Here is a 24,083-nt window from a genome sequence, read left to right as displayed (position 1 = left end):
AGCAAATGGCCAATCTGATTGCAACGCTGTGCAACGCAGCCAGCGGAACCGGTGTGCCCTGGCGGATGCGCTGGCTGACGGGGCTGGCGGGACTGATCGTCGGGCTTTCCGTCTGTTGCGCGCATGCGCAGCCGGGCGCGCGGCAGTCGCCGGCGCTGGCGCTCGACGTGCAGGGCAAGATCGCCAATACCAACGACGCCGCGCATCGCACCTATCACTTCAACGAGGCTCAACTGCTCGCGCTGCCCGTGCATACGATCACGACCTCGACCACCTGGACGCCGCGCTCGACGTTCACCGGGCCCAGGCTCGCCGACATCCTGAAGGTCGTCGGCGCGCACGGCACCCAGATCGAACTCCACACGTTCGACGACTACACCTACACCGTGCCGGTGTCGGACTGCGAACGCTACGGCGTGATCGTCGCGTACAGCATGAACGGCCGGCGCCTGAAACTCAGCGACTTCGGGCCGCTGTTTCTGATCTATCCGCGCGACGCTTTTCCAGATGAACTGACTGGCGCGGTCGGCGACTCGAAATTCGTATGGCAGATCAAGGCCCTCATCGTCAAATAGCGCGCCGTCCGTGGCGGCGCGTGTTGAACGTGCTGATCTGGCTGATGGCGCTCGCGGCGCCCGCCGGCGCGATCGGCTATCTGCTCTATGCGAACCTGTTGAACCCGCGCGCGACCGAGCAGCTGACCGGTACCTACGACGGTTTCTACTGGGACGCCGCGCAACTGCAGATCGCGTACGCGCGCTTCGAGAACCAGCTGCTGCTGTATCAGTCCGGTGCCGACGACGATTATCAGCAGTTGCAGCTGCGCTTCCAGCTGCTGCAATCGAAGCTGCGCGTGATGGCCGGCTCGACGCAGCGGCTTTCCGCGCAGCTCGCTCTGTTGCAACGGCAGCTCGACGAAATCAAGACGCTCGAGACTGTGCTCGACGACATCCAGCCCGAGATCGAGGTACTGCAGGGCGACCGTGCGCGTGCCGCGCGGATCGACGCGCAGCTGCGCCAGCACTGGAGCGAGGTCAACGATCTCGCGCTGTCGCGCCGTTTCGCCGATGTCGCCGACCGCGAGGCGATGAACCGCGATTTCATCGACAAGCGCCGCTTTCTGTTCGCGGGCGGTCTGGTGCTGCTATTGCTGTCGGCGGCGGCGACGCTGCTGCTCGTGCTCAACGGCCGGCGCCGCACGCGGCTCATGCGCCAGCAGCGCGCGGCGCTGGAAGCCGAGCATCAGGCGAGCCGCGCGGCGCGCGAGGCGAGCCTCGCGAAGGATGCGTTTCTCGGCATGATCGGCCATGAACTGCGCACGCCGCTGCATGCGATCGTCTCGTCGGTGGAACTGCTCGGCTTCACCTATCACTCGGAGGCCGACCGCAAGGTGATCCAGCGGCTCGAAACCGCGGCGCGCCATCTCGAGGCGCAGATGAAGGACCTGACCGACTACGCGCGCCTTGGCGCCGGCAAGCTCGAACTGCGGCACCAGCATTTCGAGCCGCGCGAGCTGCTGGCGTCGATCGTCGATGAACACACGATGTCCGCCAGGACGCGCGGGCTCGAGCTCGAAAGCGAGGCGAGCGGCGCGAGCGGGCTCGTCGAGTCGGACCCGCACCGCATCCGGCAGATCGTCAACAACCTCGTCACCAACGCGATCCGCTACACCGAGGCCGGCACGGTGCGCGTCGAACTGCGGCAAGAGCCGGCGCTGCTGGTTTTCGTCGTCAGCGATACGGGGCCGGGCGTGCCGTCCGAACAGATCCCGCTGATCTTCGAGGAGTTCACGCAGCTCGACGCGTCGCGCACGCGCCGCTTCGAAGGCGCGGGGATGGGGCTCACGATCGTGCAAGGGCTCGTGAAGCTGTTCGGCGGCACGGTGGATGTCGCGAGCACGGTCGGCGAGGGCACCAGCTTCACGGTGACGATCCCGGTCGTGCCGGTCGCAACCGTCGAGCCGGCCGAGGTCGCGGAGCAAGCCGAGCCGGACGGCGCGCAGCCGTGCGTGCTGATCATCGACGATAACCGGCTGATCCGCGAGTCGCTCAGCGAAATGGTCGCGCACATGGGCTACGACTCGCTCGCATTCGGCAATGCCAACGACGCGCTCGCGTGGCTCGACACCCACCGCTGCGAAGTGGTGCTGCTCGATCTGCACATGCCGGAGCGCGATGGCTACACGTTTCTCGAAGACTTCGCGACGCGCGACGGACCGTCGGCGGGCGTGCCGGTGATCGTGGTCAGCGCGTACGCGCCGGAGGTCGTGCGGAATGGCGAAAGTGGCGCGACTGGCGTGCCGTCGGTGTTCGAGGCGCTGTTAAAGCCAGTCCATTACGAGGATCTGAAGCACGCCCTGCAGCGGGCGCTGGCGGCGCGGCATCAGGCGTGAGCGCGTGAAGGCGGCGCTGCCGCGAACGGGGCGCGCATCGGCGCCCGCGCTTTAGGGGCGGTTCAGCCGCTTCGACAGATCGGCGACGAGGATCGCCATGCGCGCGGGCTTCTCGTAGCACGCGACGTCGAAATCGCGGATCACCTCGCTGATCTCCGATTCGCTGGCCTTGCCGGTCAGCAGTTCGCCGGTCAGCACGAAGATCGGCGCGTCCGGGTTCTCCGACGCGCGCACCGCGCGAATCGCGGCCGCCGAGGTCTGCGAGCCGAACAGCCAGTCGATGATCACGCCGTCGAACACCTGCGTCTGCAACTGCTCGCTGAAGGCCGCGAGCCCATAGATCGCGACCGCCGTGAAGCCGCTGCGCTCCAGATAATCGCGCAGGTTATCGGCGCTTGCACGATCGTCGTCGACCACCGCGATGGCCGGCTTGTCGGTCTCGGCGCGGCGCGGATAGATCTCGATCTTGTGGACTTCGTACGCGCTCTGATACAGCGCGCCATCATGACGCGAGACGCGCCATTGACCGAGCCGCGAATAGGCGACGAATTCCGGGCGGCTACCCGGTTCGAGCGCCGCGCCGACCCACGCGGTGCAGGCGATTTCGGTCGCGCCGATGCAGAACACCGCCTCCTGGGCGATCGCGCCGACGACGCCCGGATCGAGCGACTGCGCGCCGAACAGCTGCGCCGCGGGTTCGTCGAATACCTCGGCGACTTTCTTGATCTGCGACAGCGTCCACGGACTATTGCCGCGCAGTTTGCGGTGCCCCTGAGAAAAACTCAGATCGAGGATGCGGCATAGCTCCGTGGTTTGCTGTCGCTTGCCGATTCCATGCCTGCTCATCAACTCGCGCACGCGCTCGGCAACCGCGATGGAGTCGGGTGAGTGTGTTTCGTTGGCCATGCTGGGTGAAAATCCGCCGGGTTAAAAGGTACATCTGGAGCGCGGTCGGCAGGCGCAAGCCGACCCTGCGCATGCTATGCGCATGAATCGGTCACGCGGGGACAGCAAATGTACCGTAAAAAAAATCACCATTTATGATTTTGTCAGACCGGCCGCCGAGTCCGCTGATGCAAGCGACGCCATGGCCGTGCCGGCGACTTTTGATGCATTGAGCATCAAAAGGCATTCTACCGGTGAAACGATGACGAAACCGTAGGGAATCCACGAATGAGTAGTGCGCAAGGCGACGGATCCGGCCGCTTGCCGCAAAGCCCGGTAGGTCCGCCCTTGCGGAAAAGCCAGCCGAGAGGCGCAATGAAAAGTGTGTCCGGAGGGATCGGGTTTGCGCCGGCACGCGCGGTCCGCGTTCAGCTTGCCGGCATCGTGTCGAGCCGGGCCGCCGAATTTTGAAGTCCTTTGAAAATCCGCTCGGCGACCTTGCCCGGAAAGCGCTCGGGCAACTCCGCCGAGACCCGCTCGATCACGCCCGGTGTCTGCTCGATCAGACGCTGGATCAGCGGCTCGGCGTCGGCGCCGTACGAGCATTTCAACGCCATCGCGTTGAAGTGTCGCCGCTGCACGTCGCGAAACGCATCGTGCTTGCTGCGCGACCATAGACCCATCGCAAGCCGCGCCTTGTACCACGACCACTGGTTCGGGCCGTTGCCCTCGACCGGCCAGATCGACATCACGTCGTAAAGCGGCGTCAGACGGTACTGGCCACCGGCGAGCAGGCGGATGCTGAAGTTCTTCGCGTGGCCGTCCGGCGCGGCCAGCATCCAGAACAGGATCTGGCTCGCGAGCAGGGTCTCGATGTCCTGCCGCGCCTCGACCGATTGCTGCAGAATCCGCGCGAGGTCGAGCACGCCGGGGCCGCCCTCGTTTTCGTACTTGCGATGCGACGGCACGCCGTAGACCTGGCAGAAATCTTCCTGCGGCAGACGCAGCAGCCAGCGGCCGCTCGAATGCATCTGCCGGTCGAAGCGTTCGACGGCGAGCACGCGCTGCTTGCCGAACCTGAGCACCTCGGTGTTCGCGACCGGCAGGCCGAACGCGCGCAGAATCCGCAGACACAGCCACTCGTTTTCGACCGACGTGCTGAGATCGGCGAGCCGGTTGCCGACCAGCCCGAGCGGCAGCTTGAAGATATGCGTGGTCGGCGTCGCGCCGTGCGGCCGTTGCCATTGGCCGTCGTGCCACAGCAGCGCGGTTTTCTCCTGCGCGCCGGCGAGCGAGATGCGGAAATCGTCAAATTCGTCGGGCGCGCCGAGCGTCGGTTTGCCGACCGTCTGCGCGAGCAGCGCCTCGATGTCGTCGTCGGAAAGCGGCGTGCCTTCGATGCGCTGGACCCCGGCCGGCGCGTCGTCTTCGGCGAGCAGCTGGACCGCGCCGACGCAGTCGCGGCCGATGGCCTGCAGCAGGTCGAATGCTTCGAGCGTTTCGGTCCGGTAGCGCTGCGCGATGCGTTTGCGGATGACGTCGCTGTCGGGCAGCAGGTTGTCGAAGTAGTTGAGCACCCGCGGCCCTTTGTGCGTCATGTTGCCGGGCGTGAACGGCAGCGACAGCGACAGCGGACGACCCGCGGGCGACGCGATCCAGGCGGCGTCGTAGGCGAACTCCATCGGGCCGCGCGCGGGCAGCCGCCAGAGCCCGACGCGCTCGCCGTTGGCCCACACCGACAATGCCTTCGAAGCGGTTTGCCGGGCCATCTCACCACTCGACGTTCGGTGCCGGCTCGGAGCTCGGCTGATTTTTGTCGCGCAACTGCAGTTGCAGGCCGTAGGCGCCGCACAGCGCGAGCAGTTGGGAGAGCGTGAGCCCGCTCGCATCGGTTTCGAGCGCGGAAATGCGGCTTTGGCTCACGCCGACGCGCGCGGCGGCCTCGGTCTGCGTGAGGCCGGCCTGGCGGCGGCTGGCCGCCAGCAACTGCGCGAGCTGGTCCGACGTGGCGATCAGGTGGAGCATGGCGGATTATCTGCGAGACGAATAAACGCAATTTATGCGTGACACGAATATTTGTCAAATATTTGCGTGACGCATAATCGACGAATATTCGTGTGACGGATAATCGGGCATTCCGGCAGGCGCCGGCCGCGCTGTCCCGGCTGCGACCAGCCGCGGTGCCGACGTCGCTCGTCATTGCGGACGATGGCTCCCACTGCGAAGATGACGCCCACATCGCCAATCCGCCCACCCATGACCACGACTTACCCGCTGCACTCGACCTTCACGCCCTCCGACCAACCGTTTCCCAGCCACGCCGACGTCGTGATCGCTGGTGCCGGCATCATGGGCTGCGCGGCCGCTTATTACCTGGCGCGGCGCGGCCTGTCGGTGGCGGTCCTCGACAAGTCGCGGATCGCCGGGCAGCAGTCATCGCGCGCGTGGGGCTTCGTGCGTCAGCAGGGTCGCGAAGCCGCGGAGGTGCCGCTGATGATGGCCAGCATTCCATTGTGGAAAGAACTCGAACGTGAGCTGAATTTCGATCTCGAATGGCGCCAGGGCGGTTGCCTGTATGTCGCCACCCATGATGAAGACTGGACATCGTTTCAGCAATGGACCGAGGTCGCACGTCAGTATGGCCTCGATACCCGCACGCTCGAGCGCAGGCAGATCGACGCCGTGGTGACCGGCATGCAGGGCCCCGCGCTCGGCGGCCTGTACACGCCAAGCGACGGTCAGGCCGAGCCGCGCCGCGTCGCCGCGGCCTTCGCGGCACGCGCGGCCGAAGCCGGCGCGCTGTTTTTCGAGGGCTGCGGCGTGGTCGGCGTCGAACGCGCGGGCGGTGCGATCGCTGGTGTGGTCACCGAGCGCGGCACGATTCGTACCTCGCGTCTGATCTGCGTGGCCGGCGCGGGCAGCTGGCGGCTGCTCGGAACGCTCGGTCTCGAACTGCCGCAGCAGGCCGTGCGCGGTACCTGCATGCGCACCAATCCGTTGCCGCCGATCACGGCGTCGACCTTCTGGGGCCACGGTCTCGGCATCCGGCAGCGCGCGAACGGCGCGATCAATCTCGCCGACGACATGCAGGTCGACGTCGACATGACGCTCGGTCATTTCCGCGCGCTGAAATGGTTTTTGCCCGAACTGTGGACGCAGCGCGAGAAGTTCAGCTTCCATCTGAACGGCGCCTGTTTGCACGATCTGCGCGAACGTCTGCCGGGCGGCGTGCCCGACGCCGAACGCGTGCTCTATCCGCGCGACCCGCATCCGCAGCCGAACGCGCGCCACGCGCCGCGCGCGCTGAAAAAGCTGCGCGCACTGTTTCCGGCGTTGCGCGACGCCCAGGTGGTCGAGGCGTGGGCGGGGCTGATCGACGTGTTGCCCGACGGCATTCCGGTGATCGATGCGCCGCCGCAGGTCCCGGGCCTGACGATCGCGACCGGCTTCTGCGGTCACGGTTTCGCGATGGGGCCGATCGTCGGCAAGCTGCTGGCTGAACTCAACGATGGCGGCGAGGCGTCGCTCGATCTGTCGGCGTTCCGTTTGCAGCGTTTCTTCGACGGCACGATGAAGCGGCCGTGCAGCATGCTGTAACCCCGCGCGACCCGACCCGATACAACCCAACCCGACCGATACCACCGATGACCGAACCCGTTCTCCGCCACGCCGACGTCCCGTACTACACGCAATGGGGCAGCCCCGAGTGGGTGCGCGCCATCGTCGAACAGCAGCGCGACCCGTGCGACGATCCGCACTGGCAGCGCAGCGGTTTCGCCGACCCCGAGCGCTATCGCTTCTGGGCGCAACGCCTGTGCGGGCTGACGTGCCTCGAGTCGGCTCTCGACTACTGGAGCATCGATCACGCGCCGCGCGCCGCACTGCTCGACGACGCGCTGCGGCACGGCGTATACCGGTTGCGCGACGATGGTGGCGTCGACGGTCTGATCTACCGGCCGTTCGCCGACTGGGCGGGCCCGGCGTTCGGCCTCGATATCGAGGTGCTGCCGCAGGCGTCGCTCGAGGAGATCGCGGCGCGGCTCGACGACGATACGCTCGCGATCGTGTCGGTCAGTCCCGAGATCCGCTATCCGGAGCGGACGAACCAGCGGCGGGGCGGTCATCTGATCCTGCTGCACGGGCGGGATCGCGGCGGCGTGTGGTTTCACAACCCGTCGGGCGTCGCGCCGCACCAGTCCGACGTGTACCTGCCGTTCGCGACGATCTCGCGTTTCCATGCAGGGCGGGGGATGACGCTCAGCCGCGGCACGAGGTAGCCGGCGCGCTGGGCATGAAGCGGAGTTCGCGATTCGGCGGGCAGTAGACGTCCACACGACTGGTCAATTTTTTCGCGCTCGGTTACGGTGACGTCATGCCCACTCCATCCCCCATTGGATCGTTCCGCCCATGACCCGCCCGATCACGCAGATCTTCGACGCCGCCGCCACCGCGCGGCTGATGCCTTACGCAGCGCTTGTCGACGCGTTGAGGCGCGCTAGCATCGACTACGCGCAACGACGCATCGTGAGCCCCGAGCGGCTCGTCGTGCCGCTGAACGCCGGCGGCGTCATGCTGTCGATGCCCGCCACCGCGCCCGATCTCGCGATCCACAAGCTCGTCAATGTGTGCGCGAGCAACGGTGCGCGCCATCTGCCGACGATCCACGGTCAGGTCATGGCCTTCGATGCCGATACCGGCGAGACGCTGTTCATCCTCGATGGTCCGACAGTGACGGGGCGCCGGACCGCTGCGATGTCGATGCTCGGCATCGCGACGTTCGCCGCGGGCGCGCCGCGTGAATTCCTGCTGATCGGCACCGGCACGCAGGCGCTCAATCATCTGGAGGCGATCGGCGAACTGTTTCCCGACGCGCGCGTGTGGGTCAAGGGCAGCGCGCCCGCGCGCGCCGAAGCGTTCTGCGCGGCGCAGCGCGGCAAGGTGCGTGAGCTGCGGCCGCTCGCGGATGCGGGCGCGACGATTCCCGCTTCGGTCGACGTCGTGATCGCGTTGACCACGAGCAAACAGCCGGTCTACGACGAGACGGCGCGCGCCGAGCGGCTCGTGATCGGCGTCGGCGCTTTCACGCCGCAGATGGTCGAGATCGGCGCGACTACGATCGCGGGCAGCGCGCTGTTCGTCGACGATCAGGCTGGCGCAATGCACGAGGCCGGCGATTTCATCCAGGCCGGTGTCGATTGGGCGCGGGTGGGCGGGATCGCCGCGGTGCTCGAGCAGACGCAGCCCTTGCCGGCGGGGCCGGTGGTGTTCAAGAGCGTAGGCTGCGCGGCGTGGGATCTGGCCGCGTGCCGGGTCGCGCGTGACGCGCTGGCGCGCGGCTGACCGTCAGCGGCCCAACCGGCAAATAATCCCGCAAAATATCCCGAAAAAACGACTGTCTGGCGCGCAAGGTTGGCAACTTGCGCTAACCTGCGGCAGATGCTGCCGTGCAAACTATCTCAAAACGTTGCACCATAGATGTTTGCCGGAAAAAGCGCCATAGCGGACGTGAGCCGTAGCCCGTCCGCCCGCCGCCGATTCCTGATCGACGCCTTCCCCCTAGACGCTGCGACCGTGCCATGACGACCCAACAAGCTCCTGCCACACCTGACCTGCCGCTCGACATGATCATCTTCGGCGGCACCGGCGACCTGTCGTTCCGCAAGCTGCTGCCCGCGCTGTACATGGCGCATCTGCACTGCAACCTGCCGCCCGACACCCGCATTCTGACGATCGGGCGCAAGCCCTGGTCGCGCGAGGAATACATCAGCGAATTCATGGAGCAGAAGGCCAAGCCCTTCATCGACGAAAAAGCGTTCGACGCGTCGGCGTGGGACAAATTCCTCGCAATTTTCGAATACGTGCGGATGGACGTCGATGCGGCCGAGGACTACCTGCGCCTGAAGGAAGCGTCGCGCGACGGCGTGAACCGCGTGTTCTATCTGGCGACGTCGCCGGATCTGTTCACCCATATCTGCGACAACCTGTCGTCGGCCGGGCTCGTCGATGGCAATTCGCGGGTGGTGCTCGAAAAGCCGCTCGGCCACGATCTCGCGTCCGCTCAGGAGATCAACAACGCGGTCGGCAAGCATTTCGAAGAAGCGCAGATCTACCGGATCGACCACTACCTCGGCAAGGAAACCGTGCAGAACCTGATGGTGCTGCGCTTCGGCAATCCGATTTTCGGGCCGCTGTGGCAGGCGCCGTACATCAAGAGCGTGCAGATCACGGTGGCCGAAACGGTCGGCGTGGGCAGCCGCGCGGGGTTCTACGACAAGACCGGCGCGCTGCGCGACATGGTGCAGAACCACCTGCTGCAACTGCTGTGCATCGTCGCGATGGAGCCGCCGGTGTCGCTCGATCCCGACGCGGTGCGCGACGAAAAGCTGAAGGTGCTGCGCTCGCTGCGGCCGATGACGCCCGAGGACATCGCGCGCGACACGGTGCGCGGCCAGTACACGGCGGGCGCGGTGGATGGCGAGGCGGTCAAGGGCTACCTCGAGGAAGACAACGTGCCGGCGGGCAGCCGCGCCGAAACCTTTGTCGCGTTGCGCGCGCGGATCAACAACTGGCGCTGGGCCAACGTGCCGTTCTTCCTGCGCACCGGCAAGCGGATGCAGAAGAAGCTGTCGGAGATCGTCATCGAATTCTCCGATCTGCCGTTCTCGATCATCCCGAGCGGTGGACGAACCTACGGCAATCGCCTGGTGATCCAGTTGCAACCCGAAGAGTCGATCCAGTTGCAGGTGCTCGCGAAAGAACCGGGCAGCGGCATGCACATGCTGCCGGTGAGCCTGAACCTCGACCTGCAGCAGGCGTTCACCGAGCGTCGCGCGGAAGCCTATGAGCGGCTTCTGATCGACGTGATCCGCGGACGTCTGACGCACTTCATGCGCCGCGACGAACTCGAAGCGGCATGGGCGTGGGCCGAGCCGGTTCTCGAAGGCTGGGCGAAGTCGGGCGAGCGGCCGCGCTCATACTCGGCGGGCACGTTCGGACCGGCGGCATCGACCGCGTTGATGACGCGGGAGAACGCCGTGTGGGCGGAGGAATCGCAGTAACGGGCTTTTGACAGCGCGCTATTCGAAGCGGCTCGCGACGTTGCAGTGGCGTCGCGAGCCGCTTTTGCGTGTGCTGTCGTTGCCGCGCTGATCATTCGTCATTCATACGGCTTGCGCCTATGATGGTTTCCTTGTCCGCGTCACTCAGCGGCATTCCAAACGGGGCATCGATGGGGCGAATTCTCGTGGCATTGATCTGGGCGGCAAGCGTGGCAATCACACTCGATCTCACGGCTTGCGCCAGCAGCAGTCTCGATGCCCGGAGCGATCCGCCGAAGGTGATCATCGACAGCGACTACAACACGCTCGGCGACGACGGCCAGCTCGGGGTGATGGCCGCGCAATTGCAGGCGCAGGGCTCGCTGAAAGTGCTCGGCATTACCGTGGTGTCGGGCAATCAGTGGCTGAAGCAAGGTGTTGCCGATGCGCTGAAATCGGTCGAACGACTCGGCGTCGAACAACAGATCGGCGTCTATGCGGGCGCCAACTACGCACTGACGCACGACTTCAAAACGATCCAGCGGGAACTGAAGGAATTCCCCGGCGGCGATGGCTATGTTGGCGCATGGAGCAAGCCCGAGCCGAAATCGGCTCGCGACCTCGTCGCGCCGCCGGACGGCTTCGCGACGCACACGAAGGTGCAGAGCCAGAGCGCGATCGACTTCATCGCCGAATCGGTCAAGCGGTACCCGGGCGAGGTGACGATCCTCGCGATCGGCCCGCTGACCAACATCGCGTTGGCCACGCGCGAGCATCCCGAGATCGTGCCGCTGATCAAGCAGATCATTTACATGGGCGGCGCGATCGACGTGCGGGGCAATACCACGCCCACCGCCGAATTCAACTGGTGGTTCGATCCCGCAGCGGCGAAAGCGGTGCTGCGTCTGCCGATCAAACAGGCGGTGATTCCGCTCGACGTGACGGATACCGTGAAAATGGACAAGGCACTGTACGATCGCGTCGCGCACGATCCGGCGAAGCAGACCATCATCACGCAACTGTTCAGGACGCTGAACGGCTACGGATACGACGGCAAGAACGGCTTCGAGACCAATCCGAACTACACGACGAACATCTGGGACACGCTGACGCTCGCTTATCTGATGCATCCGTCGTTCGCGACGCAGACCGTCGAGGAGTGGGTGGATGTGGATACGGGCTTCGGCGCCAACGATGGCAAGGCCACGGGCTACACGAGTTCGCCGCCGCCGGGTTTGCAGAAGATGACGGTCGTCAAACGATTTGATAATCCGGCGTTTTTTAATTTCTATGTCGATCTGCTGACGCGGCCGGTGCCGGTGCGGCCGTTGGACTAGTCAACGCGCGAGCGCCGCGCGCCCGCACCCGCACCCGCACCCGCTTCACGCGGGATGCAGGCCGCGCAGCAACTGACGCACGCGCGACAGATCCTGCTCGACGTGCCCGGCTTTCTCGAACAGTTCCGCGAGCCAATCGACGAACGCGCGCACGCGCGGCGACACGCGGCGGTTCTTCACATACGCGACCGAGACCGGCATCGGCACGGGTTTCCATTGCGGCAGCACTTCATGCAGCAAGCCCGAATCGAGGTAAGGCTGCGCGGCGATGCGCGCGGGCTGGATCATGCCGAGGCCTTGCAGTCCGCAGGTCAGGTACGCCTGTTCGTCGCTGACTTGTACGAAGCCGTTGAGCTTGACCTTGCGCGCTTCACCGCTCACTTCGAAATCGAAGTCGCATTCGCGGCCGCTATGCGGCGACACGCAGTTGACCGCGACGTGCGCGCGCAGATCGTCGAGATCGGCGGGCGTGCCGTGGCGGGCCAGGTAGGCCGGACTCGCGCAGGTGACCTGATCGAGCGTGCCGAGTTGCCGCGCGACGAGATTGGAATCGGGCAATTCACCGAGCTGGATGCTGCAGTCGATTGCTTCGGAGACCAGATCGACGGTGCGGTTGCTGACGCCGATCGCGAGGTCGAGGTTCGGGTAACGGGTGTGGAAGTCGTCTAGCGACGGCAGCACGATTGCACTCGCTACCGCGCTGGGCATTTCGATGCGGAGGCGGCCGGTGAGTTTGTCGGTCGAATTACGGAGGCTGGCTTCCATTTCGTCGATGTCGGCCAGGATTTGCGCGCAGCGTTCGTAATAGGCTGCGCCTTCTGGTGTGATGCTCAGGCGGCGCGTCGTGCGGACTAACAGCGCTGTGCCCAGCAGGGCTTCCAGGTTCTGGACGATCGTCGTCGCCGTTGCACGCGGAATGTTTAATGACTCCGCTGCGCGGGTGAAACTGTTGGTGTCCACAATTCGGATGAATGTGCGCATTGCAGTTATTCTGTCGATCACTGGGATGCTCCAAATGGTTTTCTGTTTTTTTGCCTGCGGCGGATTTGTCTTTGTTCTTAGGGCGTTGGCCTTTCCTTGATTTCTTGTCGGTCTATTGGCGTTGCCCTGTGCGGGGCGGCACCTACTTTCTTTGCTGCTGCAAAGAAAGTAGGCAAAGAAGACAGCTCAAACCGCTAATTCTTAAGCGGGCACCGTGCTCCACGAATGGCAGTGGTGCATCTGGAATCCGTGCCCCCGCACATTCCACGGCAGTGACAAAGCCGTCATCCATCCCGCTCCGCACTACGTGCGTCGCGGACGGGTATGCAAGGAAAACCAGACTGTTTTTTTAGGTTGGTGAGGCCATCGGCTGCGCCTCGGCGACGCGCCGAAACAACCAATGGTTTGAGAACAGCGCTTCGGCGCGCGCAGCGCCGCCGGAGGAATGACGGCCTTGTCACTAACGCGGAGTGTGCGGGAACACAGATTCCAGATGCACCACTACCCGCGGTATACAGAGGGACCCGCTTAAGAGTTAGCGGTTTAAAGCTGTCTTCTTTGCCTACTTTCTTTGCAGCAGCAAAGAAAGTAGGTGCCGCCCCGCACAGGGGCAACGCCAATAGACCGACAAGAAATCAAGGAAAGGCCAACGCCCTAAGAACACAGAAAAAAGTGCGAAGGCAAAAAAACACAACAACAAAACAGAACCCCGCGCCGCAGGCGCAAAAAAACCACCCGCCGCGCGGCCAAAAAAGTTGCTATTACTTCCGCATCGAATCCATATCAACCACAAACCGATACTTCACATCGCTCTTGAGCATGCGCTCATACGCTTCATTGATCTTCTGCATCGGAATCATTTCAATATCAGAAGTAATGCCATGCTCGCCACAGAAATCGAGCATCTCCTGCGTCTCGGCAATACCGCCAATCAGCGAACCAGCAAGGCGCCGCCGCTTGAAGATCAGATTGAACACCTGCGGCGACGGATGATCGTGCTCCGGCGCACCCACCAACGTCATCGTGGCGTCACGCTTGAGCAGATTCAAAAACGGATTCAGATCATGCTGCGCAGCCACCGTATTGAGAATGAAATCGAAGCTATTCACATGCGCTTCCATCTCCTGCGGATTCTTCGAAACCACGACTTCATGCGCGCCAAGTCGCTTCGCACCCTCGATCTTCGACGGCGAGGTCGTAAACAGCACGACATGCGCGCCCATCGCCCGAGCCAGCTTCACACCCATATGGCCGAGTCCACCGAGGCCGACAATCCCGACCTTCTTGCCCGGGCCCACGCCCCACGTGCGTAGCGGCGAATACGTGGTGATGCCCGCGCACAGCAGCGGCGCGACACCCGCGGCGTCGAGATTTCGCGGCACGCGCAGCGTGAAAGCCTCATCGACGACCAGTTGCGTCGAATAGCCACCGTAAGTGACCTGTCCGTCGACGCGATCGACACCGTTATACGTGCCCACCCAACCGTTCTCGCAATACTGCTCGAGACCTTCCGCGCAGCTCGAACAGGTGCGGCACGAATCGACCAGACAGCCGACCGCGACCAGTTCACCGACCTTGTACTTCGTCACGTTCGGACCAACCGCGGTCACACGGCCTACGATCTCGTGGCCCGGCACGACCGGGTAGATCGTGTTCTTCCATTCGTTGCGCGCCTGATGCAGGTCGGAATGGCACACGCCGCAGTACAGCACTTCCATCTGCACGTCATGGGCGCGCGGTGCGCGGCGCTGGATTTCAAATGGGGCGAGCGGCGCGGTGGCGTCGGTCGCTGCATAGGCATACGTCGTGCTCATGGATGGCTCCAGCAAAGAGGGTGATGGCGCAACATGCGACGCGCCGACGATGCGCAACACTGGGTTGCGGATGCGGCGGGCCGCAGCATGAACCGGGATCGGGGCGCGAGCGTTGGGGGCCGCCATTGGCAAGCAGTCGGCGCATGGCGGTCGATGACCGCGCACGCTGCGCGCGTCGAAAAAGGCGATCCGGCAGGGTTCCCATCTTAGGGACCCGGCGCCGCCCGGGGAATACCTGATCGTCTTGAAGGTTTGCCTAAAACTCTGGAGGGGCAGCGCGACAGGCTGTTTGATGCTAAATTTCAAGCATTATTCTCCTGGCCGTCGCCATATCGTCATGTCCACTCAAGCTGTCGGTTCCATTCCGGAAGACCCCGCGCAACGCCGCTTGCTCGAACTGTTCAACCTGCTCGCGCCGAATGCCGGCATGACGCGCTCGAGCCTCGAAGGCGTCAGCCTGCTGCGCGCGAATCGTCCGATGCCTCGCATGCCGGTCATGTACGAGCCGAGCATCGTGATCGTCTGTCAGGGGCGCAAGCGCGGCTATCTCGGCGATCAGGTGTTCCAGTACGACGCGCAGCAGTACCTGGTGCTGTCGGTGCCGTTGCCGTTCGAATGCGAGACCGAGGCAAGCGAACAGGAGCCGTTTCTCGGCATGTCGGTGCGCGTCGATCTGACGATGGTCGCCGAACTGCTGATGGCGCTCAACGAAACCCAGGGCCTCGCGCAATACGAACCGGCCGGCATGTATTCGACGCCGCTCGATGCCGCACTGAGCAGCGCGGTGCAGCGTCTGCTGGAGGCGCTCGCGTCGCCGCTCGACGCGCAAATCCTGGCGCCTGGCATCGTCCGGGAAATCTGTTATCGCGTGTTGACCGGCGAGCAGGGCGGCGCGATCCGCGCGGCGCTCACGCATCAGAATCACTTTGGCCGCATCGCGAAAGCGCTGCGGCGCATTCATGCGGACTATCACGCGTCGCTCGACGTCGATACGCTCGCGGCGGAGGCCGGCATGAGCCTCGCGGTGTTTCATGCGCAATTCAAGGCGGTCACCGCGACCTCGCCGATGCAGTACGTGAAGACCACGCGTCTGCATCACGCGCGTCTGTTGATGGTGCAGGATGGCTTGAATGCGGGCGCGGCCGCCGTGCGGGTCGGTTACGAAAGCGCGTCGCAGTTCAGCCGCGAGTTCAAGCGGCTGTTCGGCCTGAGTCCCGTCGACGAGGTCAAGCGCATGCGCGTCGCTCACGATGCGCCGCCGCCGCGCGCGCACAAGCCGGTGCCGCGTTATGTGACCGCGGTCTAAAGTCCGCTGAACCAGTTGTAGCCCTGATCTTCCCAGTAGCCGCCCGGGTTCGTGTTGGTCACGAACATCGCGACGATGTGCTTCGGGTTCTTGAAGCCGAGCTTGGTCGGCACGCGCAGCTTCAGCGGATAGCCGTATCTGGCCGGCAGCGGCGCGTTGCGGAAATCGAGCGTCAATTGCGTTTGCGGATGCAGCGCGCTCGCCATGTCGAGGCTCGAGTAATAGCGGTCCGCGCATTTGAAACCGACGTAGCGCGCGCTCAGATCGGCACCAATCAGTTCGAGAAACGTGCGAAACGGCACGCCGCTCCATTGTCCGATCGCGCTCCATCCTTCGATGCACACGTGACGCGTGATCTGCGAGACCTGCGGCAACCTGCGCAGCTGCTCGAGACTCCAGCCGCGTTTATCCGCGACGAGCCCCGATACTTCGAGCCGATAGGTCGAGCCGTCGATATCGGGCGCGTCGAACTCGGGATAGAACGCGTTGAACGGAAACGGATCGGTGATATCGCGCGCCGAATAGGTCGGCGCGAGTTTGTTGCGATTGAACAGCCACGCCTGCACGCGGTCGTTCCAGCGCGACATCGCCCATAGCACCTTGTCGACGGAATCGTTGTCCTGCAGGTTGCAGCCGGACAGCATCGCGAGCGCGCCGATCGATAGCGAGGAGCGCAGAAACAAGCGGCGTTGCAACTGCTCGATCCGCGGCCGGTGCTCGGCAAGCACGATGCGTGAGCGGCGCGCGTCTTCTGTTTGGGCGTGGGTATCGTTCGCCGTGTCGGTTCGTTGCGGGGCGCTCATGCGCGAGTCCTCTGGGAGGCTTGATCGATGCGCTGCGCGCTGCGCCGGGCGCGTCCGGTGAACATCGGCGGCAACGTGCGCGGCACCAGCAGCACCAGCAGCAGATGCACGACGACAAAGCCGACCACGCCGGCCATCGCGACGAAATGCACGCGGCGCGCAAAATCGAAGCCGCCGAACAGCGCGGTTAGCCACGACAATTGCACCGGCTTCCAGATCGACAGTCCCGATGCGACCAGCAGCAAGCCGAGCAGCAGTACCAGCAGATACAACGCGCGCTGCACGGCGTTGTACTTGCCGGTTTCGTGCGGCAGTCTTAGGTGCAACGCCAGCGCCGCGTCGCGCGCCAGCTCGCGGGCACGCACCGGCAGCAGCTTGCGACGCAAATGGCCGCTCGCGACGCCATGCGCGAGATACAGCAGGCCGTTCGCGCACAGCAGCCACATCGCCGCGAAGTGCCATGCGATCGAGCCGCCGAGCCATCCGCCGACCGTCGCCCACACGGGGAACCGGAACGGAAAGATCGGCGACGCGTTATAGATCGCCCAGCCGCTCATCACCATGCAGGCCATCGCGAACGCATTGATCCAGTGCGTCACGCGAACGACGAGGGGATGAACGACAAGAAATGCTTGCGAGTCGGGCATTGGCTTCAAAGACGAGAGGGATGAAGACGAACGACGGGCCGCTTTACATCGGCGGCGTCACGCCATGCTCGCCGGCCGAAATGAAATTCGCCGCCATCGCGCCGTCCGCCTCCTTGTGCGCGAACAGCACGACCTTCGTGCCGGGCGTGAGCAACGCGCGGCTGCCCGGCTCCAGACTGACGATGGGTACGTCCTGCGGAATCACGATCTTCTTTTCGCCATCCTTGTACTTGACGGTAATCGTGCGGCCGTTGCTGACCAAGAGCGAGCCGACCGTGCCGTTCGTCATCGTGCTGTTCGCGCCGAGATCCCACGGCCGATGACCTTCGCCCGAACCGCGCATGCTCGGCGGGAATACATGCACTTCGAGCGCCTTCAACGTGCCGTCGGGCTGCGGAATCGCGGCGGTGCCGACGTAGCTGTCCGGCTTGATGTCGCTGACGTTGGCGAGCGTGACGCCGCGAATCGGCGTGTCGGCGGCGAGCTTCACGTCGACGTCCTGACCATCGCGCGTGTGGACTTTGAGCAGATCGCCCGACAGCGACGTCACCGTGCCGCGCACGCCGGTCGGCGCGGCGGTCTGGGCCGAAGCCGCGAACGTCGTCGCGAGCAACACGGCGGCGAGTGCGGGGACGGCGAGGGCGCGCAGCGTTCGTGCGCGGGCGATCTTCATGCGGGTCTTCATGAGGCAACTCCAGGAAGGGATGCAGCGTGGTGGACGGTGCGTTCAGACTAGCCGTCGCATCGGCTCGTCAGAGTGACGGGAGGATGACAAAAACGTCATCAAGGGTCGATGGCGGCCACGTAGAATGGCCGCCGGGAGCGCTGCGGTTGTTCTCGAGCGCTGTCATCAGGCTTTTTTGCGCGTGCGAGCGCGGCCTTTACGGTCGAATCGCGCGAGAGGAGCAGCGAGCATCATGAGCATTCTGGTCATCGAAGACGATCCGAAAACCGGCGACTATCTGAAGAAGGGCCTGCGCGAGCATGGCTACGCGGTCGACCTCGCGCGCACCGGCACGGACGGCCTGCATCTGGCGCTCGAGCATGAATACGAACTGGTCGTTCTCGACGTGATGCTGCCCGGCATCGACGGTTGGGAAATCATGCGGGCGTTGCGTGCGCGGCGCGATCTGCGGGTGATTTTCCTGACCGCGCGCGATCAGGTCAGCGACCGCATTCGCGGTCTCGAACTCGGCGCCGATGACTATCTGGTCAAACCGTTTTCGTTTACCGAGCTGGTGCTGCGCGTTCGCACGCTGTTGCGCCGTGGCGTGATCCGCGAGAGCGACGTGTTCGAAGTCGCCGACCTCAAGCTCGACGTATTGCGCCGCCGGGTCACGCGCGAGGGCGTCGACATTGCGCTGACCAACAAGGAGTTCATGCTGCTGCATCTGCTGGTGCGCCGCGAGGGCGAAGCGCTGTCACGCTCGCAGATCGCATCGGAGGTGTGGGACATGAACTTCGATAGCGACACCAACGTGGTCGACGTGGCGATCAAGCGCTTGCGCGCGAAGGTCGATCACCCGTTCGGGAAGAAGCTGATTCACACGGTGCGCAGCATTGGCTACACGTTCGGCGACGGCGCATGAAACTCTGGAGCGAACGCTCGCTGATCGCGCGCACCACGTTGCTGTTCGCGCTGATCGCCTGCGCGGTGATCGGCTCGCTCGGCGCGTATTTCTATCATTCCGCCGAAGTCTCGCTGCAACGCCGCGCCGACGTCGTGCTGAGCGGCCGTGTCGAGCATTTCAGCCGCATCGTGCACGACCTTTATTCGGTCAGCGAATTAAAAAAGCGCCCGCTGCTGTTCGAGACGATGCTCGGCGCGGAAGAGGACGTGCTGATCTTCCGGCGGCCGGGCGAAGCGCCGTTCGTCGACGTGAATCCGGGCAGGTTCGCGGTGCCTGATCTACCGGCCGGCCCGGCGGGCAATCCGCCGGGTGCCGCCGACATGCGTCAGACGCGCCTCTCCGACGGCGTGCCGGTGCATTGGGCGTTTGCGACCGCGACAGCGCGCGAGGATGGCGCCGAAGTCGAGGTGATCGCAGGCCATCCGATGACGAACGAAATGCGCATGCTGGCCGAATACCGCAACCGCATCGTGCTGGCGACGCTGAGCGGCATGCTGGCCGCGACGCTGCTCGCTTACGGCGTGCTGCGCCGCGCGCTGCGACCGGTTCGCGAGATCGCCACGCGGGCCGCGCAAATCAGTCCGACGAACCTGGCGGTCCGGCTCGACGACGAAGCGGCGCCGGTGGAACTGCGTCAACTCACACACGCGTTCAACGCGATGCTCGATCGTCTCGCCGACGGCTATCAACGCCTGCAGCAGTTTTCCGCCGATCTCGCGCACGAGATTCGCACGCCGGTCGGCGCGCTGGTCGGCCAAACCCAGGTGGCGCTCGCCCAGCCGCGCGAAGCCGACGAATATCAGCAACTGCTCGAATCGAATCTCGAGGAGTTGAATCGCCTGAGCCATATCGCGGAGAACATCCTGTTTCTCGCGCATGCGGATCATGCGGCGTTGTCGATCGAGCGGCAGCCGGTCGATCTGCATGGCGAGCTCATCAGGATCGCCGACTATTTCGAAGGCCTGGCCGACGAACGCGGGATGCGTTTCGAAGTCGACGCGGCGGGCGTCGCGTCTGCGAATCCGATGCTGTGCCGCCGCGCCATCAACAATCTGGTCGTCAACGCGGTGCGTTACGGCGCGGGCGACACGATCGTGCGCCTGCGCGGCGCGCAGGACGAAGCAGGCGCGCTGGTGACGGTCGAAAACGAGGGCGAGCCGATTCCCGCCGTGCAACTCGACCGGCTGTTCGACCGCTTCTATCGCGGCGACGCGGCGCGCAGCGCGCTCACCGAATCGAACGGACTCGGGCTCGCGATCGTGAAGGCGATCATGCATCTGCATGGCGGCAGTGCGCGTGTGGTGTGTCCGCGACCGGGCGTCGTGCGCTTCGAGCTGCGCTTTCCGGGTGCGTGACTTGCCCGCGAGTTAGGTCCGACGCCGCTTCAGCTGCCGCCTATACTTTTCAAAGCGCTTTGAAAGGACCGTTCGCTGCCGAACTCACCAGGAGTCGCATCATGGTCAAGCTCGCTTTGTATGTCCGTCTGGAAGCCAAGCCCGGCAAGGAAAAGGAAGTCGAGGCGTTTCTGCTCGGCGGCCTGCCGCTCGTCGAGCAGGAGCCGGCCACCGCCGCGTGGTTCGGTCTGAAGCTCGGTCCGTCGACGTACGCCATTTTCGATGCGTTCGAAGACGAAGCCGGCCGCGACGCGCATCTGAACGGCAAGGTCGCGGCCGCGTTGATGGAGAAGGCGGGCGAGCTGTTCGCGTCGCCGCCGAGCATCGTCAAGCTGGATGTGCTCGCGGCCAAACTGCCGGGCTGAGGTTGAGCGTTGCGTTGGCGTGGTGAACGCCTGACGCCGGCGAGCGTTACTTCGCCGCCGCGTCCGCCCCCGGCTGCGCTCCGTAGTGCGCGCGCTTTTCCTCGTACATCAGCAGGTCGGCGTGCTGCACGCCGGCTTCCAGCCGATCGCCGCGCTGGCAGGTTGCCGCGCCCATCGAGAAGCTCAGCGGCGAGCCCGGATAGAACTGGTTGTTCATCTCGACGAGCTGGCGGATCGCGTCGATCATCGCCGCGCCGCCGCGCTCGTCGGTATCGGGCATCAGGACCGCGAACTCGTCGCCGCCGATGCGGGCCGCGTGGAACGGCGATTCCATCGCCTTCGCGAGCACTTCGCCGGCACGCCGCAGCAGCGCGTCGCCGGCCGCGTGACCGAGCTGATCGTTTACGCGCTTCAGGCCGTTCAGGTCGGCCATGATGATCGTCACGGGCCACGGTCCCTTGCGTTCGAGCCGGTTCAGCTCGTCGACGTAGAACGAGCGGTTGCGCAGCTTGGTCAGCACGTCGTGCTTGCCGAGGAATTCGAGGTAGGCCTCGGCCTTCTTGCGCGCGGTGATGTCGGTCAGCGCGACGAGTACGAGGTCCCAGTCCTGTTCGTGGCCTGGCAGCACCGAGAATTGCAGGTGTACGTGCACCTCGTTGCCGTCGAGTGAATAGTTGAGCACCTCGCGCTGCTGGAACAGCTTGTTGTCCCACAGTTCGATCAACTGCTCGCGGAAATGCGGACGCATGTCGTCGCGGAACACGTCGGCGAGGCGCGCGAGCAGCGTTTTCTTGTCCTTCGCGCCGAACATCCCGAGCGTGTGATGGTTGACGTCGAGCACATGGATTTCAGCCATGCAGCGTTCGACGAACTCAGGATGGACGTCGGTAAACACGCGGAAATCGTTGATGCCGGCCGCGCGCGCGCCGTCGAGCAGGCGTTTGACGGCGCTGAAATCCTCGACCCACAGCGATACCGGCGAATGCTCGAAGAGCCCGCGCGCGTATTCCTCCGCTTGCGCGACGCGGCGCCGCGCGCCTTCGAGCTCGGTGATGTCTTCGGTCGACACCAGCACGCGGTCCCAGCGTTCCTCGTGACCGGGCAGCACCGCGCCTTTCAGCAGTACGTCGAGGCGCCGTCCACCGAGCGTGTAGTTGACCGTGTGGCTCGTGAAGTTCGACTGTCCGGCCCACAGCTGGCACAGCTCTTCGAGGTGCGTTTTCAGCATGTCGTCGCGGAACACCGAGGCGAGATTGCTCGTCAGCGTGTCGAAATCGGCGGCCTCGAATTGCGTGAGCGTCTGGCGATTGACCTTGAGCACGTGGATGCGATGAGCGCATTCGGCGACGCGGCGCGGGTCTTCGGCGAAATGGGCGCGCAGATCGGTCACGCCGGCGGCTCGCCACGCGTCGAACAATGCGCGCACGCCGCTGAAATCTTCGAGCCACAGCGACACGGGCGCGAGTTCGAACATCCCGGAGTCGTCGTTGATGGGCGCGGAGCCGCTCGTGAGGGTATCCAGCATGAGGTTCTCGGGGGCGGAAGTGCGGCTATTTTAGACAGGTTGGCGCCGGCCGAAAATGAAAGACGATTGGCCTGTCGTTTTTGCGCAGATGTGATATGAAGCGCAGGCGGCGACCGAGGTCCGCTATTTCTGATCGTCGCGCGCCGCGCGCGTGCCGATGTACTCGTATTCCTCGGTATTGAGCCGCGAAATGCGCAGTTCGACCGCGCTGCGGCGATACGAGTACGCGATGCGCCGGATCTCGAGCAGCGGCGCGCCGACTTCGACGCCTAGTTGTGTGCTTTCGAGCTCATTGGCGAGCGCAACGCTCACATGCTCATCGGTCTCGACCACGTTGATGCCGAAACCGTCCTGATAGAAGTTGTACAGTGTGTTCGGCCGGTTGCGCAGCTTGCTTTCCGTCAAGCCGGGAAACAGCGCTTCGGGCACGGTGATATGTTCGATCAGCACGGTCTTGCCGTGCAGCGCGAGCCCGTTGACGAACTGCAGAACGCGCGCGCCGGTGTCGATGCCGAGCGCGGCGGCCGCCTCGCGCGAGGCACGCGCCTTCCTGAACCCGATCAGCGTGACGACCGGGTAGGCCTTGTCGCCGTCGCGCCGCACGATGCGAAAGAAGCGGAAGAAGTGCCGGTCGCGCTGATGCATCGCCACGAACGTGCCGAGCCCCTGATGACGGATCAGAATGTTCTCGGCGCACAGTTCGTCGATGGCTTTGCGCAGCGTGCCGATCGACACGCCGAAGCGTTCGGCGAGGCGCTTTTCCGAAGGAATGCATTCGCCGCCTTTCCATTCGCCGGCCGCGAGCGCCGCGAGAATCGCGCTCTTGACCTCCTTGTACCGTGTGCCTCCCACTGCGGGCGCATTGATCGCGAGCGTGCTCATGAAAACCTCTGGGATACGCGAGTCGTGCCGCTCGCCGGGGTTGAACCTGCCCTGATTCTAAACGACCAGATCATCTAATCCATCTGGATGAATCGTATGTTGTCGGTGAATCGCGACAACAGCCCGGTTCTCGCCCAGTCGTCTAACACATATATATGACCTAGTTGACATTGGGTAAGTCGCCGCCTAATATCGATTCACCGCGGCGCACCTGGCTGCGCTGCCCCGGCGGCACCCTCACCGCATTCAAACTACGAATGGAGACGCTCATGAGCAAGCCCACGGCAGACATCAACGACACCGCAGCGGGCGCGTCGGCGCCGCGCAGAACGATCCACATCGTGCTGCACGAGGCGAAAGACACGGTCGGCGTGGCGGTGGTCGAGGGCATCAAGGCGGGCACGCTGCTCAACGCATGGATCATGGACGACGACGAAATCGTCACCGTGCCGGCGAAGCAGGACATTCCGATCGGTCACAAGATCGCGCTGAAGGACATGGCCGTTGGCGACACGGTGTTCAAGTACGGCGTCGACATCGGCAAGGTGGTCGCGCCGATCAAGGCCGGCGAGCACGCCCACGTGCACAACATCAAGACGAAGCGCTGGTAGGCAGAGCAGCGCCGCGCTCGACGGCATGATGCTGCCGTTCGGCGGCGCGAAAGGCGCGATGCTGGCGCTGGTGGTCGAACTGCTGGCCGCGCGCGCTGAGCGGCGCGAACTTCGGCTGCGAAGCGGGCTCGTTCCTGACCGAGGAGGGCGAGCGCTCGCGCATCGGCCACCTGTTCTGGGTGATCGACCCGGGCGCGCTGGCCGGCGACGACGCGTATCTGTCGCGTGTCGAGGCGCTGATCGAGATGATGCTGATGGATGACGACGTGCACCTGCCCGGTTATCGCCGGGAGCAGCTTGCGCAGGCGGCATACGAGGAGGGCGTCGAAATTCCGGATGCGCTGATCGCGCAACTGGAGGGCCGCGCTTAAACGAGCGTCCCAGCGCACCCAACCGATCTCACCCGGCTGGACACGCCGTCGAAAAAAGCGCATAGCTGAAAGCGAAACCGAAACTATCGGTGCGCCAGATAG

22 protein-coding genes and 1 pseudogene are annotated in these 24,083 nt (G+C 64.5%); 13 read left to right on the top strand and 10 right to left on the bottom strand.

The window, feature by feature from the left end; all coding sequences use genetic code 11:
* Positions 1-5 precede the first annotated feature (5 nt).
* Together OKW35_RS42360 and OKW35_RS42355 are read left to right on the top strand one after the other, a co-directional pair.
* Positions 6-575 (top strand): molybdopterin-dependent oxidoreductase, encoded by a 570-nt coding sequence (locus tag OKW35_RS42360; RefSeq protein WP_429555200.1) that lies wholly within the window; start codon positions 6-8, stop codon positions 573-575.
* Positions 545-2,392 (top strand): ATP-binding response regulator, encoded by a 1,848-nt coding sequence (locus OKW35_RS42355; protein WP_429555199.1) that lies wholly within the window; start codon positions 545-547, stop codon positions 2,390-2,392. The genes OKW35_RS42360 and OKW35_RS42355 overlap by 31 nt, the downstream gene beginning before the upstream one ends.
* Positions 2,393-2,443: 51 nt before the next feature.
* Here the strand turns inward: OKW35_RS42355 and OKW35_RS42350 are convergent, their stop codons facing one another.
* The 3 genes from OKW35_RS42350 to OKW35_RS42340 form a co-directional block, all read right to left on the bottom strand.
* Complete coding sequence (locus OKW35_RS42350; protein ID WP_184067124.1) at positions 2,444-3,298, bottom strand: helix-turn-helix domain-containing protein; 855 nt, start codon at positions 3,296-3,298, stop codon at positions 2,444-2,446.
* Positions 3,299-3,705: 407 nt separating this feature from the next.
* Positions 3,706-5,046 (bottom strand): type II toxin-antitoxin system HipA family toxin, encoded by a 1,341-nt coding sequence (locus OKW35_RS42345; protein ID WP_429555198.1) that lies wholly within the window; start codon positions 5,044-5,046, stop codon positions 3,706-3,708.
* 1 nt (position 5,047) lies between these two features.
* On the bottom strand, positions 5,048-5,302 hold the full coding sequence (locus OKW35_RS42340) for a helix-turn-helix domain-containing protein (RefSeq protein WP_184067129.1): 255 nt from the start codon (positions 5,300-5,302) through the stop codon (positions 5,048-5,050).
* A gap of 231 nt (positions 5,303-5,533) precedes the next feature.
* Here OKW35_RS42340 and OKW35_RS42335 point away from each other — a divergent pair, with 231 nt between their 5' ends.
* From OKW35_RS42335 to OKW35_RS42315, 5 genes are all read left to right on the top strand, one after another.
* On the top strand, positions 5,534-6,874 hold the full coding sequence (locus OKW35_RS42335; protein ID WP_429555197.1) for an NAD(P)/FAD-dependent oxidoreductase: 1,341 nt from the start codon (positions 5,534-5,536) through the stop codon (positions 6,872-6,874).
* A gap of 47 nt (positions 6,875-6,921) precedes the next feature.
* A complete protein-coding gene (locus tag OKW35_RS42330) occupies positions 6,922-7,554 on the top strand; it encodes a C39 family peptidase (RefSeq protein ID WP_429403228.1) in 633 nt (210 codons plus the stop codon).
* 130 nt (positions 7,555-7,684) lie between these two features.
* Positions 7,685-8,617, top strand: a complete 933-nt coding sequence (gene lhpI, locus OKW35_RS42325; protein WP_429403227.1) for a bifunctional Delta(1)-pyrroline-2-carboxylate/Delta(1)-piperideine-2-carboxylate reductase — start codon at positions 7,685-7,687, stop codon at positions 8,615-8,617.
* Positions 8,618-8,853: 236 nt separating this feature from the next.
* Entirely contained in the window at positions 8,854-10,335 is a 1,482-nt protein-coding gene (gene zwf, locus OKW35_RS42320) for a glucose-6-phosphate dehydrogenase (RefSeq protein WP_429403226.1), read from the top strand.
* A 170-nt stretch (positions 10,336-10,505) separates the two neighbouring features.
* Positions 10,506-11,651 (top strand): nucleoside hydrolase, encoded by a 1,146-nt coding sequence (locus tag OKW35_RS42315; protein ID WP_429555196.1) that lies wholly within the window; start codon positions 10,506-10,508, stop codon positions 11,649-11,651.
* A 45-nt stretch (positions 11,652-11,696) separates the two neighbouring features.
* On the opposite strand, the gene OKW35_RS42310 is transcribed toward OKW35_RS42315, so the two are convergent.
* Entirely contained in the window at positions 11,697-12,653 is a 957-nt protein-coding gene (locus OKW35_RS42310) for a LysR family transcriptional regulator (RefSeq protein ID WP_429555195.1), read from the bottom strand.
* Between the two features lie 740 nt (positions 12,654-13,393).
* Positions 13,394-14,446 (bottom strand): NAD(P)-dependent alcohol dehydrogenase, encoded by a 1,053-nt coding sequence (locus OKW35_RS42305; RefSeq protein ID WP_429555194.1) that lies wholly within the window; start codon positions 14,444-14,446, stop codon positions 13,394-13,396.
* A 337-nt stretch (positions 14,447-14,783) separates the two neighbouring features.
* On the opposite strand from OKW35_RS42305, the gene OKW35_RS42300 reads away from it, so the two are divergent.
* Positions 14,784-15,752 carry an AraC family transcriptional regulator gene (locus tag OKW35_RS42300; protein ID WP_026225869.1) on the top strand — a complete coding sequence of 323 codons (969 nt, stop codon included), beginning with the start codon at positions 14,784-14,786 and terminating at the stop codon, positions 15,750-15,752.
* Here OKW35_RS42300 and OKW35_RS42295 read toward each other — a convergent pair.
* Genes OKW35_RS42295 through OKW35_RS42285 form a run of 3 tightly spaced genes read right to left on the bottom strand, consistent with a single transcriptional unit; the run spans position 15,749 to position 17,887 of the window.
* Positions 15,749-16,555: a molybdopterin-dependent oxidoreductase gene (locus OKW35_RS42295; RefSeq protein WP_429555193.1), complete on the bottom strand. Its 807-nt coding sequence runs from the start codon at positions 16,553-16,555 to the stop codon at positions 15,749-15,751. The two genes, OKW35_RS42300 and OKW35_RS42295, sit on opposite strands and share 4 nt — an antisense overlap.
* Positions 16,552-17,202 carry a cytochrome b/b6 domain-containing protein gene (locus OKW35_RS42290; protein WP_429555192.1) on the bottom strand — a complete coding sequence of 217 codons (651 nt, stop codon included), beginning with the start codon at positions 17,200-17,202 and terminating at the stop codon, positions 16,552-16,554. The genes OKW35_RS42295 and OKW35_RS42290 overlap by 4 nt, the downstream gene beginning before the upstream one ends.
* Positions 17,203-17,245: 43 nt before the next feature.
* Entirely contained in the window at positions 17,246-17,887 is a 642-nt protein-coding gene (locus OKW35_RS42285; protein ID WP_429555191.1) for a hypothetical protein, read from the bottom strand.
* Positions 17,888-18,119: 232 nt separating this feature from the next.
* Between OKW35_RS42285 and OKW35_RS42280 the strand changes: the two genes are divergently transcribed.
* The 3 genes from OKW35_RS42280 (at position 18,120) to OKW35_RS42270 (ending at position 20,592) form a co-directional block, all read left to right on the top strand.
* Entirely contained in the window at positions 18,120-18,791 is a 672-nt protein-coding gene (locus tag OKW35_RS42280; protein ID WP_090806021.1) for a heavy metal response regulator transcription factor, read from the top strand.
* Complete coding sequence (locus OKW35_RS42275) at positions 18,788-20,188, top strand: heavy metal sensor histidine kinase (protein ID WP_429555190.1); 1,401 nt, start codon at positions 18,788-18,790, stop codon at positions 20,186-20,188. The genes OKW35_RS42280 and OKW35_RS42275 overlap by 4 nt, the downstream gene beginning before the upstream one ends.
* Positions 20,189-20,289: 101 nt before the next feature.
* Positions 20,290-20,592 carry a putative quinol monooxygenase gene (locus tag OKW35_RS42270; RefSeq protein ID WP_090806017.1) on the top strand — a complete coding sequence of 101 codons (303 nt, stop codon included), beginning with the start codon at positions 20,290-20,292 and terminating at the stop codon, positions 20,590-20,592.
* Between the two features lie 46 nt (positions 20,593-20,638).
* On the opposite strand, the gene OKW35_RS42265 is transcribed toward OKW35_RS42270, so the two are convergent.
* A complete protein-coding gene (locus OKW35_RS42265; protein WP_429555189.1) occupies positions 20,639-22,117 on the bottom strand; it encodes a diguanylate cyclase domain-containing protein in 1,479 nt (492 codons plus the stop codon).
* 123 nt (positions 22,118-22,240) lie between these two features.
* Complete coding sequence (locus OKW35_RS42260; RefSeq protein ID WP_429403215.1) at positions 22,241-22,999, bottom strand: GntR family transcriptional regulator; 759 nt, start codon at positions 22,997-22,999, stop codon at positions 22,241-22,243.
* Between the two features lie 269 nt (positions 23,000-23,268).
* Between OKW35_RS42260 and OKW35_RS42255 the strand changes: the two genes are divergently transcribed.
* Both OKW35_RS42255 and OKW35_RS42250 read left to right on the top strand, forming a co-directional pair.
* A complete protein-coding gene (locus OKW35_RS42255; protein WP_429555188.1) occupies positions 23,269-23,610 on the top strand; it encodes a UxaA family hydrolase in 342 nt (113 codons plus the stop codon).
* 7 nt (positions 23,611-23,617) lie between these two features.
* A pseudogene (locus tag OKW35_RS42250) lies at positions 23,618-23,981 on the top strand (Ldh family oxidoreductase); the annotation flags it as partial.
* Between the last annotated feature and the right edge of the window lie 102 nt (positions 23,982-24,083).

The sequence above is a fragment of the Paraburkholderia sp. MM5477-R1 genome, from assembly GCF_050436385.1.
Taxonomy (GTDB): domain Bacteria; phylum Pseudomonadota; class Gammaproteobacteria; order Burkholderiales; family Burkholderiaceae; genus Paraburkholderia; species Paraburkholderia tuberum.
The sequence above is the reverse complement of the archived record's forward strand: the minus strand, read 5'-3'. Positions and strand labels throughout refer to the sequence as shown.